Annotated in this window: 11 protein-coding genes; 8 read left to right on the plus strand and 3 right to left on the minus strand. The window is 71.8% G+C overall.

Features of this window, described 5'->3' with window-relative positions; translation table 11 throughout:
* Window positions 1-66: 66 nt before the first annotated feature.
* Both IG94_RS0107870 and IG94_RS0107875 read right to left on the minus strand, forming a co-directional pair.
* Complete coding sequence (locus IG94_RS0107870) at window positions 67-3,075, minus strand: 3-keto-alpha-glucoside-1,2-lyase-like domain-containing protein (RefSeq protein ID WP_031032898.1); 3,009 nt, start codon at window positions 3,073-3,075, stop codon at window positions 67-69.
* A 177-nt stretch (window positions 3,076-3,252) separates the two neighbouring features.
* Window positions 3,253-3,678, minus strand: a complete 426-nt coding sequence (locus tag IG94_RS0107875; protein ID WP_031032900.1) for a PGPGW domain-containing protein — start codon at window positions 3,676-3,678, stop codon at window positions 3,253-3,255.
* A 269-nt stretch (window positions 3,679-3,947) separates the two neighbouring features.
* On the opposite strand from IG94_RS0107875, the gene IG94_RS0107880 reads away from it, so the two are divergent.
* Both IG94_RS0107880 and IG94_RS0107885 read left to right on the plus strand, forming a co-directional pair.
* Window positions 3,948-5,813, plus strand: coding sequence for a CocE/NonD family hydrolase (locus tag IG94_RS0107880; RefSeq protein WP_031032901.1), 1,866 nt, complete (start codon window positions 3,948-3,950; stop codon window positions 5,811-5,813).
* 151 nt (window positions 5,814-5,964) lie between these two features.
* The gene (locus IG94_RS0107885; RefSeq protein WP_031032902.1) at window positions 5,965-6,201 is read left to right on the plus strand and encodes a DUF5302 domain-containing protein; all 237 of its coding nucleotides are present in this window, start codon (window positions 5,965-5,967) and stop codon (window positions 6,199-6,201) included.
* A 58-nt stretch (window positions 6,202-6,259) separates the two neighbouring features.
* Here IG94_RS0107885 and IG94_RS0107890 read toward each other — a convergent pair whose 3' ends face one another.
* A complete protein-coding gene (locus tag IG94_RS0107890; protein WP_031032903.1) occupies window positions 6,260-7,207 on the minus strand; it encodes a methionyl-tRNA formyltransferase in 948 nt (315 codons plus the stop codon).
* A 234-nt stretch (window positions 7,208-7,441) separates the two neighbouring features.
* On the opposite strand from IG94_RS0107890, the gene IG94_RS0107895 reads away from it, so the two are divergent.
* From IG94_RS0107895 to IG94_RS0107920, 6 genes are all read left to right on the plus strand, one after another.
* On the plus strand, window positions 7,442-8,797 hold the full coding sequence (locus tag IG94_RS0107895) for a lysine N(6)-hydroxylase/L-ornithine N(5)-oxygenase family protein (RefSeq protein ID WP_031032906.1): 1,356 nt from the start codon (window positions 7,442-7,444) through the stop codon (window positions 8,795-8,797).
* An 11-nt stretch (window positions 8,798-8,808) separates the two neighbouring features.
* Window positions 8,809-9,870 (plus strand): FecCD family ABC transporter permease, encoded by a 1,062-nt coding sequence (locus IG94_RS0107900; RefSeq protein WP_031032911.1) that lies wholly within the window; start codon window positions 8,809-8,811, stop codon window positions 9,868-9,870.
* Between the two features lie 119 nt (window positions 9,871-9,989).
* Window positions 9,990-11,024: a FecCD family ABC transporter permease gene (locus IG94_RS0107905; protein ID WP_070389999.1), complete on the plus strand. Its 1,035-nt coding sequence runs from the start codon at window positions 9,990-9,992 to the stop codon at window positions 11,022-11,024.
* A gap of 38 nt (window positions 11,025-11,062) precedes the next feature.
* Window positions 11,063-11,926 (plus strand): ABC transporter ATP-binding protein, encoded by an 864-nt coding sequence (locus IG94_RS0107910; RefSeq protein WP_031032918.1) that lies wholly within the window; start codon window positions 11,063-11,065, stop codon window positions 11,924-11,926.
* An 86-nt stretch (window positions 11,927-12,012) separates the two neighbouring features.
* The gene (locus tag IG94_RS0107915) at window positions 12,013-13,071 is read left to right on the plus strand and encodes an iron-siderophore ABC transporter substrate-binding protein (protein WP_031032923.1); all 1,059 of its coding nucleotides are present in this window, start codon (window positions 12,013-12,015) and stop codon (window positions 13,069-13,071) included.
* Window positions 13,068-14,855, plus strand: coding sequence for an ABC transporter ATP-binding protein (locus IG94_RS0107920; protein ID WP_031032924.1), 1,788 nt, complete (start codon window positions 13,068-13,070; stop codon window positions 14,853-14,855). The genes IG94_RS0107915 and IG94_RS0107920 overlap by 4 nt, the downstream gene beginning before the upstream one ends.
* Window positions 14,856-14,895 lie beyond the last annotated feature (40 nt).

Genomic DNA, 14,895 nt, shown 5'->3' on the forward strand with positions numbered 1-14,895 from the left:
GGGCGGGCCGGGGCCGCGGCAGGAGGCGCGGGGCGGCCGTCGGGAACCGCCCCGCGCGCTCCCGGGTCAGCTCAGCGGTTCCACCGTGATGTTGCGGAACCTGACCTTGTTCCCGTGGTCCTGCAGCCGGATCGCCCCGGCGGCCGGGGTCTCGGCCCGGCCCGACGCGGTGGGACCGTCGAGGGCGACGTCGTCGTGGACCGTCTTGCCGTTCCACACCACCGTCACCCGCGCGTCGGCGGTCTTGGCCCCGTTCTCGTCGTAGCGGGCGGCACGGAAGACGACGTCGTACGTCTGCCAGGTCTCCGGTGCCGTCGCCGCGTTGGTGTCGGGCGCCTTCTTCAGGTAGATCGCTCCCGCCTCGTTCGTGTCCGGTGTGGTGTCACCGTAGGAGTCGAGGATCTGCAGTTCGTAGCGGTCCTGGAGGTAGATGCCGCTGTTGCCGCGGTCCTGTCCGGTGACGTCGGGCGGCAGCAGGGGCACGCGGAACTCCGCGTGCAGTCTGAAGTCCTGGTAGGCGTCCTTGGTGCGGATGTCCCCGCAGCACACCTCCATCGACTCCTCCTCGGCCAGCGGCCACGCCACCCGCCGCCCGTCCGTGTGCTGCCACTGCTCCTGCGAGGCGGCGGTGCCGTCGAACAGGCCGACCCGGGCGCCCTGCGGGTGCACGGTGACCAGGTCGAGGTTGACGTGGCCGGTGTCCCCGGCGTCGTACCGGTAGGAGATCGTGTGGTGGCCCTTGCCCAGCCGCAGGCGCTCCGTCTTCGTGGACCAGGTGTCCCAGTCCCCGGTCGAGGGAAGCTGCGTTTGGCGCACCTTCTCGCCGTCCGCGTACAGGGACAGCGACTTGGTGCCCTCGAAGGGGTCGGGGCCGTTGGAGTAGCGCAGGCCCACGTCGTAGGTGCCGGACTTCGGGACGTTCACGTCGAAGGTCGCGGCGCCCTTGCCCTCGGTGTCCCAGCGGTCGACGAACCCGCTGCCCGAGTAGCCGGTGTGGTCGGTGTCGATGCCCGCCGTGCCGGTCAGGCGCGCCTCCTCCGCCTCGTACAGGGTGGCGGCGGGCGGCTGCTTGCCGGGCATCTCGTTGAGCGTGTACCAGGCTTCGGTGCTCCACAGCTTCTCCCCGGAGGCCGAGGCGAAGGGCTGCGGGGAGCGCACGTGCACCACGCGGTCCGGCTTGAGGCCGTCGAGCCGCAGCCGGACGGTCCGGCCGTCGTCCGAGAGCGTCGCCGAACGCACGGCCAGTTGCTCCTCGGCGATCTTCGGGCCGCCGTAGTCGGCGGTCGGCGTGTAGTGCCACTGCTCCACCGCGTAGCGGTCGGCTAGCTCCGCCGCCGTCTCCTCGGACAGCGGCTGGGTGTACGTCAGGTCGAAGCCGCCCGGCACGGCGCGCATCGACTGGACGTCGAAGGTGTCGCCGCCGTTCGGCGTCAGCTTCTGCAGGCCGAACTTCAGCTTGCCCTCCTGGCCCCAGTTGCCGTCCGCGCCCAGGCCGCCGGTGTAGATCGCCCCGTCGGGACCGAGCGAGACGCGGTTGACGCCCGCCTCCAGGCCCTGCGTGTAACGGAACACGGCACCCTGGTACTGGCCCTTCACCTTCTCCAGGTAGGCACGCTGCAGGCCGCCGTAGGTGACGTCACCGATCAGCATCTGGCCCGCGAACCTGCCCTCCTTCAGGTACACGGGGGTGGAGGGCGAGTTGCCTATCTCGTTCTGCGGCAGCCACAGCACCGGCTGGGTGACGGGGGAGTCCTCGAAGGGGCCCACGGGCTCGGTGTGGTGGTTGAAGAAGCGGTCCTGCTTGATCTGGACGAGCTTCGAGGAGGGCAGCCAGCCGCCCTGGTTGTCGGTGGCGAACAGCTCGCCGCCCGGCCCCCAGCCGATGCCGTTGGGCGTGCGCAGCCCGCCCGCGATCGGGCTGATCTTCCCGGTCTTCTTGCTGATCCTGTACGTGGTCCCGCGGTCCGGCGCGGGCTGCGGGGTGGTGGTCGCGCCGCCGAGGTCGATGGCGACGGAGAGGTTCACGTAGAAGTAGCCGTCGCGGTAGAGCAGACCGAACGCGAACTCGTGGAAGTTGCCGCCGTACGGCCAGGTGGCGACCGTGCGGTACTCGTCGGTCACCTCGTCGCCGTCGCCGTCGACCAGCCGGGTCAGCTCGTGCTTCTGCGAGACGTAGAGCGAGCCGTCGACGTACTTGATGCCCATGGGCTCGCGCAGCCCGCTCGCCACCTTCTTCACCGTGACCTTGTCGCGGCTGGTGGCGCCGGTGATGTTGCCGAGGAGGTACACCTCACCGGCAACGTTGTCGGTGCCGCCCCAGGTGCTGAGGGCGAGGCGGCCGTCGGGCAGCCAGTCCATGCCGGTGACCTGCGGTTCGAATCCCTCGGGGCGCAGGTCGGTGAGGGTGAGGTCGGGGCGCACGGAGGTGAGCGGCAGGCCGTCGCCGGGGGTGTCGGTGCCGGCCTCGCACTCCTTGCGGCCCGGTGCCGTCACCCGTACGACGCCCGCGTCGGTGCTCAGGGCCTCGGACGGCACGACGCTGAACGCGCTCTCGCCCGGCGGCATCCAGGACAGCTGCAGCTGCTGTTCGCCGCCCCGGTCGAAGTGCTCGATGCGCAGCGGGTGCGCACCGGCGGTGAGTTCGACCGTCCCGTCCTTCGGCTCCGCGCCGTGCAGACCGTCGTGGTCGATCACCGTGTCGCCGTCGAGGGTCAGCCGTGAGCCGTCGTCGCTGACGAGTCGGAGCACGTAGGTGCCGTCGCGGGGCGCGACCAGGTAGCCGGACGCCTCGGACACGAAGTTGTCCGCGATGCCGCCGAAGTCGGCGGTGGCCGACCAGTCGACCGTCGGCATCAGCTTGTCGTGGTTCGGGGTCTGGCCCGGCTTGAGGGTGCACAGCTCGTTCAGCGGTGTCTGGACGTCGAAGACGCGCAGGGTGATCCCTGGCTCCTGCGGCGGGATGTCCGCGGGGGCGGCCGAGGACGAGGGGGCGGCCAGGACACCACCGACCGAGACGGCCGAGGCCATCAGCAGGATGAGGTGTCTTCGGGCGCGCGAGAACAGCCGTGGACGCATTGGTCCTCCAGTGGGGGTGGGGACCGGACCGTGCCGGAAATCGCTCCGGTCTTGAGCGGCAGTACGGTAGTTCCGCCGCCAAGGTAGGAGACTTCCGCTTGGCATGTCCATACTTTGTCATCAGTGTGTTGAAAGTTCTCGGCGTCCGAAGTCCCACGAGACGGAGCGCAGTCGGGCTCAGTCCGCAGCGTCGGACTCGTCCCCGCGGGCCGCCTGCACGCGTCGGCGGCTCCACACCAGCAGGGTGAACAGGACGAGGCCGGAGACGATCAGGCTCGCCCCGGTGGCCCATCCGGAGTACGGCAGCCCGGGCACGATGCCCCACACCACCCCGGCGGCGACGAGGAACACCCCGACCAGTACCGAGCCGGCGATCCGCCAACCGGAGGAGACGCTCTCCTCGGCCGCACGCATCGCGCGGGCACGCACGGGGGCGACGAAGCGGTCCAGCGCCGGAACGGCCCGCGCCAGCAGTACCACCCCCGCGAGCACGAGCAGCAGCCCGGGACCCGGCAGCACCAGCAGGGCGACCCCGACCACCAGGACCAGGGCGCCGAGCACACCCAGGGCGGTGCGCCGCACCGATTCGACACCCCGTGCCATGGCGCCCCACTCTCCTCGCGGTCGGGAGGAACTCCGTTTGCGTCGGCGTGCCCACCTTAGGCAGCAGTCCAGGTGACGGCGATCCAGGTGACGGCGGTTCAGGTCGGAGGCCCCATCGACGTCCGAAGAGATCACTGCTAGACCTGCACCACCACCCGTACCACCCGTACCAGCACCCCCGCACCACCGTCCCGCACCGCCCCCTGCACCACCGCACCGTCCCCGCATCACCGTCAGCACACCCGCACCCGCCCCACCAGGAGGAACATGTGAGAGCCCGTCGTGCGGTCGTCCGGACCGCGTCCGCAGTCGTCGCCGCCCTCGCCCTGACCGCCGGCCTCGCGGGCCCCGCCGTCGCGGCCCCCGGGGCGGCGTCCGGGCCGGCCGCCGCCACGAACGACCCCGTCACGCACGAGGAGAACGACCGCGTCCCCGAGGGCTCGGTCTGGACCCAGCACTACTTCCCGTCGTCCGACCGCTCCGGCACCCGGCTCCACGCCGACGTCCTGCTGCCCGAAGGACTGAAGCGCAAGGAGAAGGTCCCGGTCATCCTGTCGATCGGCCCCTACTTCGCCCACGCGGGCCAGACCGGCCCCGAGGGCTGGACGAGCACCGGGCCCTCCGCCCGCTTCCAGGACTTCATCGAAGGCACCGACCTCTTCGACCAGGGCTACGCCTTCGTCATGGTGGACCTGCGCGGCTTCGGCGGCTCCACCGGCTGCCTCGACTGGGCCGGCCCCGGTGAACAGGCCGACGTGAAGGCGGCGATCGACTGGGCCGCGAAGCAGCCGTGGTCCACCGGGGCCGTGGGCATGTACGGCAAGTCCTACGACGCCGCCACCGGCCTCATCGGCAACAACCTGGACCAGCGGGCCCTCAAGGCCGTCGTGGCCCAGGAACCCGTCTGGGACATGTACCAGTACATCTACTCCAACGGAGTGCCGCGCCCGAACGTGACCGGGACCGCGGACGCGTACAACTCCATCGCCACGATGCCCCCGATGGCGGACGACGACCCCCGCTACCAGGAGGCCGCCCGGTACGAGGAGACCCATCCGGAGTGCCTGACCGAGAACTCGGCCGGCTACCGGATATCCGACCAGCGGGACGAGCACTGGACCTCCCGCGACCTGGCGAGGATGGCCAGGGGCAGCGACACCCCGCTCTTCGTCACGCAGGGCTTCATCGAGAACAACACCAAGCCCGAGGAGATGCAGGAGTACCTGGACAACCACAAGGGGCCCGAGCGCGGCTGGGTCGGCCAGTGGGAGCACGTGCGCGGCGGCGACCGCACCGAGGACGGCCGCCTGGCCATGGGGCGTGCGGGCTGGTACGAGGAGACCCTGTCCTTCTACGACCAGTACCTCAAGGGCGTCGGGCCGACGGTCCGCTACCCGGCGTACGCCGTCGAGGACTCCACCGGTGCCTGGCGCGCCCAGGACACCTGGCCCGTCACGGAGCGGCGGGCGACCCTGCCGCTCGGCGACGGCTCCTACGTCGACGACGGCGGAGCCTCTGCCCGGGCGGCGCTGAGCGAGGCGGGCGACCCGGCGGCGAAGGCCGAGCCGCAGCCGGCCGGCCGGTGGGACATGGAGAACGCCCCGGCGATCGAGCGGCCGGCCCCGGACGGCCTGGCCGCCGAGAACGCGCGGCGCGGGCGCGCCGGTGAGACCGGCTCCAGCTACTTCGTGTGGTCGAAGCCGCTCGAGAAGGCCGTGCGGATCACCGGCACCCCGCAGATCTCCCTGACGGCGCGGGGCGAGGGCAACGTCATGCTCAAGCTGTACGACGTGGCCCCGGACGGCAGCGCCGTCATGTTCGACGAGCAGGTCTCCCTGGTGGACTCCGGCCGGCTGACCGTCGATCTGAAGGCGACCGACTGGACCCTGGCGGCAGGGCACGCGCTGGCCGTCGAGATCGGGTCCATCCAGACCGGCTCGTGGCGCGACACGCCCTCCGGCGAGACCATCGCGGTCGAGGACGCCAGGCTGCGGCTCGCCCTGGACGACCCGGCCGACGACGTGGCCACCCCGGGCGACCGGTCGCCGTACCTGGACACCTACCTCGGCCAGTACACGGTGACCCTGCCGGCCGGCCGGGGCACGTTCACCGTGGTCCCGGGCGGTCGCCACTGACGACCCGGCCGGTTCCGGCCGCCGGGCGCCCGGGCTGCGGTCCCGGACGCCGGCCGGGGCCGGCCGCGGCCGCTACCCCGAGCGGGCCCGGCATGGCAAGCTGTGCTCCTGTTGTCCGAGCCCAGGAGTTGTACGGTCCCAGGAGGTCGTCATGACTGCGGAGTCTTCAGCGCGAGCAGGTTCGGAACCGGCGGAGGACGAGAGCCCCGCCCAGGCCCCCGAGGCGGGCGAGAAGGATCTGAAGGACAAGTTCCGCGAGGCACTGGAACGCAAGCGGGGCAAACACGCGGAGGCGGCGGCGCTCGCCGCGCACTCGGACGTCGCGAAGATCCGCGGCGCCCACGGTCCGGCCGCGAGCCAGCGGTCCTTCCGTCGCAAGAGCGGCTGACACCCGGGCGGTGCCGCCGCGTCCGGCCGGGGACCGTCCCGGCCGGACGCGACGGCCGTCAGGGACGGGCGGTGAGATAGCCGCCCATGGAGGTGAAGTACTCGGTGGCGGGCAGCTCCCGCCCGTCCTGGGTGCGGACCCGGGTGATGGCCAGGCCGTGGTTGCGGCCCGTGCGGGCGTCGGCGCCGGCCACGACGACCACACCGTCGCCCTCGCGATAGAAGATGCGCCCGGGTGTGCCGCCGTACCGGCCCTCGGAGACCGCGGCGGCGAGCACCTCCAGGCGCCTGCCCCGGTGGAAGGTGTAGGCGCTCGGGTAGGGCTCGGACTGGGCGCGGACCAGGCGCTCCAGGTCCTCGGCCGGCCAGCCCCAGTCGATGCGGGTGTCCTCGTCGGACCGCTTGTGGAAGAAACTGGCCTGTGACCGGTCCTGCCGGGTGAACTCGGTCTGCCCAGCCGCGATCAGGCCGAGCGCGCCGACGGTGACCGGGGCGATGAGGTCCACGGTCTTGTGGAAGAGGTCGGTGGCGGTGTCCTCCGGCCCCACCGGCACGGCCTCCTGCCGGACGATGTCTCCGGCGTCGAGTTCGTCGTTCATCATGTGCGCGGTGACGCCGACTTCGGACTCGCCGTTGATCAGCGCCCAGATCAGCGGGGAGAACCCGGCGTACTTCGGCAGCAGCGAGTCGTGGACGTTGAGCGTGCCGCGGCGGGGGAGACCGAAGACGCGCGGCGGGATCCAGGTCCGCCAGTTGTTGGCGACGATGATGTCCGGGTCGGCGTCCTTCAGACGCTCGAACAGCTCGTCGTCGTCCGGGCGGTTGCGGATCAGCACCGGGACGCCGTGCTCCTCGGCGAGGTCGGCGACGGAGTCGCTCCAGATCTTCTCGTACGCGTGCTCGCTCTTGGGGTGTGTCACGACCAGCACCACGTCGTGCTCGGAGTCCAGGAGGGCTTGCAGGGTGCGGTGGCCCCAGGTCTGGTAACCGAACATGACGACCCGCATGGGGTTCCTCCTCGCGGCAGGGCTGAACCGGGCAAGTTAAGCAAGGCTTACCTTAGTCGTCAACATCGTCGTGCAACACCCCAGTTGGCGGAAGTGCGCTCCGACCCGCCCTATCGACAGCTTCACAGCATTAGCTTAGGCTCACCTAAGTTTCCGGCGGGCCGCTCCGTCGGCATGTCCCATTTCGGCAACCCCCACGCCTCCGAGGCGACCGTCCCGCACGATGGGAGTGACATGTCACAGGTTCTTCCTGGTGACGCAACGCTGGTCCACGACGTCATCGGTATCGGCTTCGGCCCGTCCAATGTCGCCATGGCGATCGCGATCCGCGAACACAACGCACAGGCCGGCGGCGAGGAGGCGGTCACCGCCCGTTTCTTCGAGCAGCAGACGCGCTTCGGATGGCACCGGGGCATGCTGATCGACGACGCGACGATGCAGGTGTCCTTCCTCAAGGACCTGGTGACACTGCGCAATCCGGCCAGTGAGTACAGCTTCCTCTGCTATCTGCAGAGCAAGGGACGCCTGGTCGACTTCATCAACCACAAGAACCTCTTCCCGCTGCGGGTGGAGTTCCACGACTACTTCGAGTGGGCCGCGGCCAAGGTCGACGACCAGGTCTCCTACGGTCACGAGGTGGTCGGCGTCGCGCCCGTCGAACGGGACGGAACCGTGGACCATCTCGAAGTGACGGTCCGTTCGGGGCAGGGCCTCGAAGTGCACCGGGCGCGCAACCTCGTGATCGGCACCGGTCTGCGTCCCCTGCTGCCCGAGGGCGTCGAGCGGAGCGCGCACGTCTGGCACAACTCCGAACTGCTCGCCAAGGTCGACGCGTTGGAGGGCACCGCACCCTCCCGGTTCGTCGTCGTCGGCGCCGGTCAGAGCGCCGCCGAGAACGTCGCCTACCTGCACCGCCGCTTCCCGGAGGCGGAGGTCTGCGCGGTCTTCGCCCGCTACGGCTACAGCCCCGCCGACGACAGCGGCTTCGCCAACCGCATCTTCGACCCGGAGGCCGTCGACGACTACTTCGCCGCCCCCGGGGACGTCAAACGCCGGCTGATGGACTACCACGGCAACACCAACTACTCCGTGGTGGACATCGACCTCATCGACGACCTGTACCGGCAGTCGTACCGGGAGAAGGTCCTCGGCACCGAGCGGCTGCGCTTCCTCAACGTCTCCCGGCTCACCGGCGTCGAGGAGGCGCCCGGCGGAGCGCGTGCCGCCGTCACCTCCCTGGTCACCGGCGAGGAGACCCTGCTGGAGGCCGATGTCGTGGTCCTCGCGACCGGCTACGGCCCGGCGGACCCGCTCGGCCTCCTCGGCCGGGTGGCGGACCGCTGCCTGCGCGACGACGAGGGCAGGCTGCGCGTCGAACGGGACTACCGGGTCGCGACCGACCCCGGCCTGCGCTGCGGCATCTACCTCCAGGGCGGCACCGAGCACACGCACGGCATCACGTCGTCGCTGCTGTCCAACACGGCCGTCCGGGTCGGCGAGATTCTGGAGTCGCTGCTCGGCCGGAGCCGCAAGTCCGCCTCGGACGAGGCCCGCACGGTCGCCGACGGGGCCGGTACGAGCGCGCGTTAGGGTACGTCGCCATGGCCACGACTGCGATTGAGCGCCGCCCCGCGCCCGGGGGCACGAGCGAGGCCCGTCGGCGACGGGTCGTGGGACTGGGCGTCCTCGCGGCCCTGCTCGTGGTGGCGGCCGCGGCGTCGCTGGCCGTCGGTGCGCGCGCGCTGAGCCCCGCCGAGGTCTGGCACGGGCTGTTCGCCGAACCCGGGTCCGACGGGCGGCTGACCGAGATCCGGCTCATCGTGCAGACCGTACGCGTGCCCCGCACGGTGCTCGCGGTGGTGGCGGGCATCGCCCTCGGGATCGGCGGGGCGCTCATCCAGGGGTACACGCGCAACCCGATCGCCGACACCGGACTGCTGGGGGTGAACGCCGGGGCGTCGTTCGCCGTGGTCTCGGTCATCGCCCTCTTCGGGTTCACCAGCCCCTTCCAGTACGTGTGGTTCGCGTTCCTGGGCGCGGGGCTCGCCGGCGTCGTCGTCTTCGGGCTCTCCAGCATCGGGCGCGGCGCGGGCAACCCGCTGACGCTCGCGCTGGCCGGACAGGGCATCACCGTGTTCCTCACGGCGATGACCACGGCGGTCTCCCTGACGGACAAGGCGTCGCTGAACGCGCTGCGGTTCTGGAACTCGGGGTCGGTGGCCGGCGCCGGGTTCGACGTGATCGGGCCGGTCGCGGTGTTCATCGGCGCGGGACTGCTGCTGGCCCTGACGACGCTGCCCGCCGTCAACCTCCTCAACCTGGGCGACGACGTCGCGCGCGGGCTCGGGGTGAACATCGCCCGGACCCGGACCGTCGGCGTCGTCGCCATCACGCTGCTGGCGGGCGCGGCGACGGCGGCCTGCGGGCCCGTCGCCTTCCTCGGGCTCATGGTCGCCCACGTCGCGCGGTATCTCACCGGCCCGGACTACCGCTGGCTGGTGCCGTACGCCGGGCTGCTCGGCGCCGTCGTGCTGCTGGTCTGTGACGTGGTGGGGCGCCTGGTGGTGCGGCCGGGGGAGCTGGACGCGGGCGTCGTCGTCTCGCTCGTCGGGGCGCCGTTCTTCGCGGTGCTGGTGTGGCGCGGCAAGTTCAAGAGCGCGTGAACGGGGCGGACGTGGAAGCGGGCGGAGCGGTGACGAGGACGGACGGGGCGGACGTGGGGCCGGGCGGGACGGAGGGAACGGACCCGCAGGCGCCGGGCGGCACGGGCGCCGGAGCGGCGGTGGCGCCGGGCGTGCGGCTGGGCGCCGTGTCGTTCGTGTGGCGGCCCTGGCTCGCGGGCGTCACGCTGCTGCTGGCGGCGGCGACCTTCCTGGTGTTCTGCCTGTCGATCGGCGTCGGGGACTTCCCCATCGCCCTGTCCCGGGTCGTCGCCACCCTCCTCGGCCGGGGCGAACAGGTCGACGAGTTCGTGATCATGGACCTGCGGATGCCCCGTGCCCTGGCCGGAGTCGTCGTCGGCGTGGCGCTCGGCGTGTCCGGCGCCCTCACCCAGTCCCTCGCCCGCAACCCGCTGGCCAGCCCCGACGTCCTCGGCATCACCAGCGGCGCGGGCGCGGTCGCCGTCTTCCTGGTGACCGTGTCGGGCGGCGCCGCCGCGGCGGTCGTCAGCTCCGTAGGGCTGTCGGCGGCGGCCCTCGCGGGCGGCCTCGGCACCGGACTGCTGGTCTACTTCCTGGCGTGGCGCCGGGGCATCGACGGCTTCCGGCTGATCCTGATCGGCATCTCGGTGACCGCCGTGATGCAGGCGATCACGACCTGGCTGCTCGTCACCGCCGACATCAGGGACGTGGCCCGCGCCCAGGCCTGGCTGGTCGGCTCGCTCGACAACCGGTCCTGGGACGAGGTGTGGGTGGCCCTGTGGTGCACGCTCGCCCTCCTGGCCGTCGTGTCCGCGGTCGCCTTCCAGTTCAAGCCGATGCACTTCGGCGACGACGTCGCCGCCGGACTCGGCGTCCGGTACTCGGCGGTGCGCGCGGTGCTGCTGCTCTGCGCCGTGCTGCTGGCGGGCGTCGCCGTGAGCGCGGCCGGCCCGGTGCCGTTCGTCGCGCTGGTGGCCCCGCAGGTGGCGATGCGGCTCGCACGCTTCCCGACGCCGCCGCTCACCGCCTCCGGCCTGGTCGGGGCGCTGCTGCTGACCGGCTCGGACCTCGTCGCGCGCACGGCGCTGCCGATCTCGCTGCCGGTCGGCGTGGTCACCGCCGCGATCGGCGGACCCTTCCTCGTGTATCTGCTGGTACGGGCGAACCGCGGTTAGCTGATACAAAGTAAGGTGAGCCTAGCCTAGGGGGCACTGTGGTCGCTCGGTCCAGTTCGGAGGTCGGAACGCCGGCCGGCGGTGTCCCGCGGCTGGCCGCCCGGGGGGTCACGGTCGGGTACGGCGCGCGGCCCGTCATCGACGGCCTCGACGTGTCGGTACCGCCCGGAGTGATCACCACGATCATCGGCCCCAACGGCTGCGGGAAGTCGACCCTGTTGCGGACGCTGTCGCGGCTGCTGAAGCCGACCGGCGGCACGGTCGTCCTGGACGGCGAGGACATCGGCACGCTCCGCACCCGGGACGTGGCGAAGAAGCTGGGCCTGCTGCCCCAGGCGCCCGTCGCGCCCGACGGACTGACCGTGTCCGACCTGGTCGCCAGGGGCCGCCACCCGCACCAGAGCTGGCTGCGCCAGTGGTCCTCGGACGACGCCGACGTGGTCCGGCGCGCGCTGGCCATGACCGGGGTGGCCGACCTCGCGGACCGCCCGGTCGACTCGCTCTCCGGCGGCCAGCGCCAGCGGGTCTGGATCTCGATGACCCTCGCCCAGGGCACCGACCTGCTGCTGCTCGACGAGCCGACCACCTACCTGGACCTGGCGCACGCCGTCGACGTGCTCGACCTGGTCGACGACCTGCACGAGTCCGGCCGCACGGTCGTCATGGTGCTGCACGACCTCAACCTCGCCACCCGCTACAGCGACCACCTCGTCGTGATGCGGGACGGGGCCGTCCTCGCACAGGGCCACCCGCGGGAGGTGGTGACCGCCGATCTGCTGCACGAGGCCTTCGGGCTGCGGGCCAGGGTGATCGACGACCCGGTGGGGGACCGGCCGCTGATCGTGCCGATCGGGCGGACCCACGTCGAACTCGACCGGGTGAGCCCACAGTTGTCAAAGTGAGGGTAGGCTAACCTCACTCGGGCGCGATAAGGTTTGCTGCCCTCAGAGGGGGCGCAGTGGACGGCGCGACAGCAAGGGAACTCCGGATGCTCCTCAGAACGACGCGTACGACGCCCTGGCGACGACTGGCGGCGGCCCTGTCCGCCGCCGCACTCGGCGTCGGCCTCCTCGCGGGGTGCGGTTCCGACTCGGACGACCCGGCGGACCGGGCCGGCGGCGCGGGCTCCACCGGTGGCGGCGCCTTCCCGGTCACGGTGGAGCACGCCTTCGGGACCACGGAGATCAAGGAAACGCCCAAGCGGGTCGTCTCGGTCGGCTACACCGACGACCAGACCGTCCTGGCCTTCGGCATCAAGCCCGTCGGCATGGTCGACCAGTACCCCAACCCCGCGGGCCACAGCCCCGACATCAACACGCAGTGGCCCTGGGTCAAGGACGAGTGGGGCGACAGCAAGCCCGAGGTCGTCATGGAGAACGGCGACTCCGGACCCAACATCGAGAAGATCGCCGCCCTGCGCCCCGACCTGATCGTCGCGGTCTACTCCGAGATCGACCGGGCGGCCTACGACAAGCTCTCCAGGATCGCGCCGACGGTGGCCCGCACCAAGGCCGAGAAGGAGCCGTTCAGCGCCCCCTGGCAGGACAACGCGCTGCACATCGCCAAGGCGCTCGGCAAGGCCGAGGAGGGCGAGAAGGCGGTGGCCGACATCGAGGGCAAGCTCGCCGCGGCCAAGAAGGCGCACCCCGAGTTCGCCGACCAGACGGCCGTCGCGCTCTCCTGGTACAAGGACTCGGTGGCGCCGTTCACCTCCACCGACGTGCGCGGCCGGCTGCTGACGGGCATCGGCTTCACGTACCAGACCGAGATCGACAAGGTCGCCGGCGGCGACTTCTACACCACGCTCTCCCCCGAACGCGTCGACCTGGTCGACGTCGACCGCATCTTCGTCATCAACGACAAGGCGGACCAGGAGGCGCTGAAGAAGTTCGAGCTCTTCACCAACCTGGACGCCGTCAAGAACGGCAAGGTCTCCTACCTGCTGGACAGCGAGGGCCCGGCCGTCGGTGCGGCCATCTCCCAGGGCACGCTGCTCTCCATGCCGTACGCGATCGACGAACTCGTCAAGTCGGCCGGGCAGGGGTGAGCGTCACCGACACCCCTCCCGCCCCGGCCGTCCTGCGTACGGCGACCGGACGCGAGGCCGCCCGCTGGGTCGCGGCGCACTGCCGCGAGGCACCCTGGCTGACGACGGCCACCGTGCTCACCACGGTGGCCGGAGCGGCCCTCCAGGTGCTGCCGGTACTCCTGCTCGGGCGGGTGGTCGACGCCGTGGCCGGCGGCGAGTCGCAGTCCGTGCTGGTCACGATCGGCGCCCTGATGGTGGCCGCGGCACTGCTCGGCGCCGCGGCCACCGCGGTGTCGACGTACCTCGTCGGACGGCTGGGCGCCGATCTCCTCGCCCGGCTGCGCGAGGGTGCCGTCCGCGCGGTCCTCGGCATGCCCAGCGCCCGCGTCGAACAGGTGGGCCGCGGCGACGTGCTGTCCCGGGTCGGCGACGACGTCGCCGTGCTCTCCAAGGGCATCCGCACGGCCGTCCCCACGGTGTTCTCGGCGGGCGTGCTCGTCGCCATCGCCACGGCCGGCATGTTCGGTCTCGACTGGCGCCTCGGCCTCGCGGGCGCCGGCGCGCTGCCCGCGTACGCGCTGGCCCTGCGCTGGTACCTCCCGCGCTCCGCCCCGCTCTACCAGCGGCAGCGGGTGGCGCAGGCCGACCGGGCGCAGGCCCTGATCAGCGGCCTCAACGGCATCGACACGGTCCGGGCGTACCGGCTGGAGGGCGCCTTCCGCGAGCAGGTCACCCGGGAGTCGTGGCGGGTGCGCCAGCTCGGCGTCGAGGTGTTCCGGTTCTTCGGCCGCTTCGTCGGCAGGGAGAACCGCGCCGAGTTCATCGGGCTCACCCTCATCCTGCTGGTGGGATACGCCCTGCTGGAGGCCGACGCCGCCACACTGGGCGAGGTGTCGGCGGCCCCGCTGCTGTTCCACCGGCTGTTCACTCCGCTGGGCGCCATCATGTTCACCTTCGACGAGGCGCAGAAGTCGGGCGCGAGCCTCACCCGGCTGGTCGGTGTGCTCGGCGAGGACACGCAGGACCGCCTCGTGGGCGACGCGTCCGTTCCGCGGGCCGCGGCCGGCGCGTACCCGGTGACGGTCGAGGGGCTGACGTTCACCTACCCGGGTGCCGAGGAGCCGGTCCTGAGGGACGTCGACCTCACCATTGCGGCGGGCGGTTCGCTGGCCCTGGTCGGCGCCACGGGCGCGGGCAAGACGACGCTGGCCGCGCTGGTCGCCGGTACCGGGAGGCCGCAGTCGGGGTCGGTGCGCGTGGGGGCGACCGACCTGGCCGGGCTGGACGAGGCCGGGGCACGGGGGCTGGTGAGCATCCTGACCCAGGAGGCGCACGTCTTCTCCGGTCCGCTCCGCGACGACCTGCGGCTGGCCGCCCCGGACGCGACCGACGCCGAACTCGCCCACGCGCTGCGCACCGTCGGAGCCGGGGGATGGGCCGACACCCTGCCCGACGGCCTCGACACCCTGGTGGGTGAGGGCGGCGAGCGCCTCGACGCGACCAAGGTCGCCCAGGTCGCCCTCGCCCGGCTGGTGCTGAGCCGGTCGCCGGTGGTGGTGCTCGACGAGTCCACGGCGGAGGCGGGCAGCGAGGGCGCCGCCGAACTGGAGCGGGCGGTACGGGCCGCGTGCGCCGGCCGGACCACGCTGTTCGTGGCGCACCGGCTGACCCAGGCGATGGCGGCGGACCGGATCGCCGTCCTGGACGCCGGACGGGTCGTGGAGGAGGGGACGCACGAGGAGTTGGTGGCTCTGGGCGGCCGGTACGCACGGCTGTGGCGCGCTTGGCGCGAGGGTAGTTAGGCAAGCCTTAGTTAAGTTAGCCTGCCGTCATTCCTTGGAA

The sequence above is a fragment of the Streptomyces olivaceus genome, from assembly GCF_000721235.1.
GTDB classification, from domain to species: Bacteria; Actinomycetota; Actinomycetes; order Streptomycetales; family Streptomycetaceae; genus Streptomyces; species Streptomyces olivaceus.

Bases quoted from the DNA above. Each gene is read 5' to 3' on its own strand.
- IG94_RS0107870 (WP_031032898.1), bottom strand. From the start codon at position 3,075: ATGCGTCCACGGCTGTTCTCGCGCGCCCGAAGACACCTCATCCTGCTG.
- IG94_RS0107875 (WP_031032900.1), bottom strand. From the start codon at position 3,678: ATGGCACGGGGTGTCGAATCGGTGCGGCGCACCGCCCTGGGTGTGCTC.
- IG94_RS0107885 (WP_031032902.1), top strand. From the start codon at position 5,965: ATGACTGCGGAGTCTTCAGCGCGAGCAGGTTCGGAACCGGCGGAGGAC.
- IG94_RS0107890 (WP_031032903.1), bottom strand. From the start codon at position 7,207: ATGCGGGTCGTCATGTTCGGTTACCAGACCTGGGGCCACCGCACCCTG.
- IG94_RS0107895 (WP_031032906.1), top strand. From the start codon at position 7,442: ATGTCACAGGTTCTTCCTGGTGACGCAACGCTGGTCCACGACGTCATC.
- IG94_RS0107900 (WP_031032911.1), top strand. From the start codon at position 8,809: ATGGCCACGACTGCGATTGAGCGCCGCCCCGCGCCCGGGGGCACGAGC.
- IG94_RS0107915 (WP_031032923.1), top strand. From the start codon at position 12,013: ATGCTCCTCAGAACGACGCGTACGACGCCCTGGCGACGACTGGCGGCG.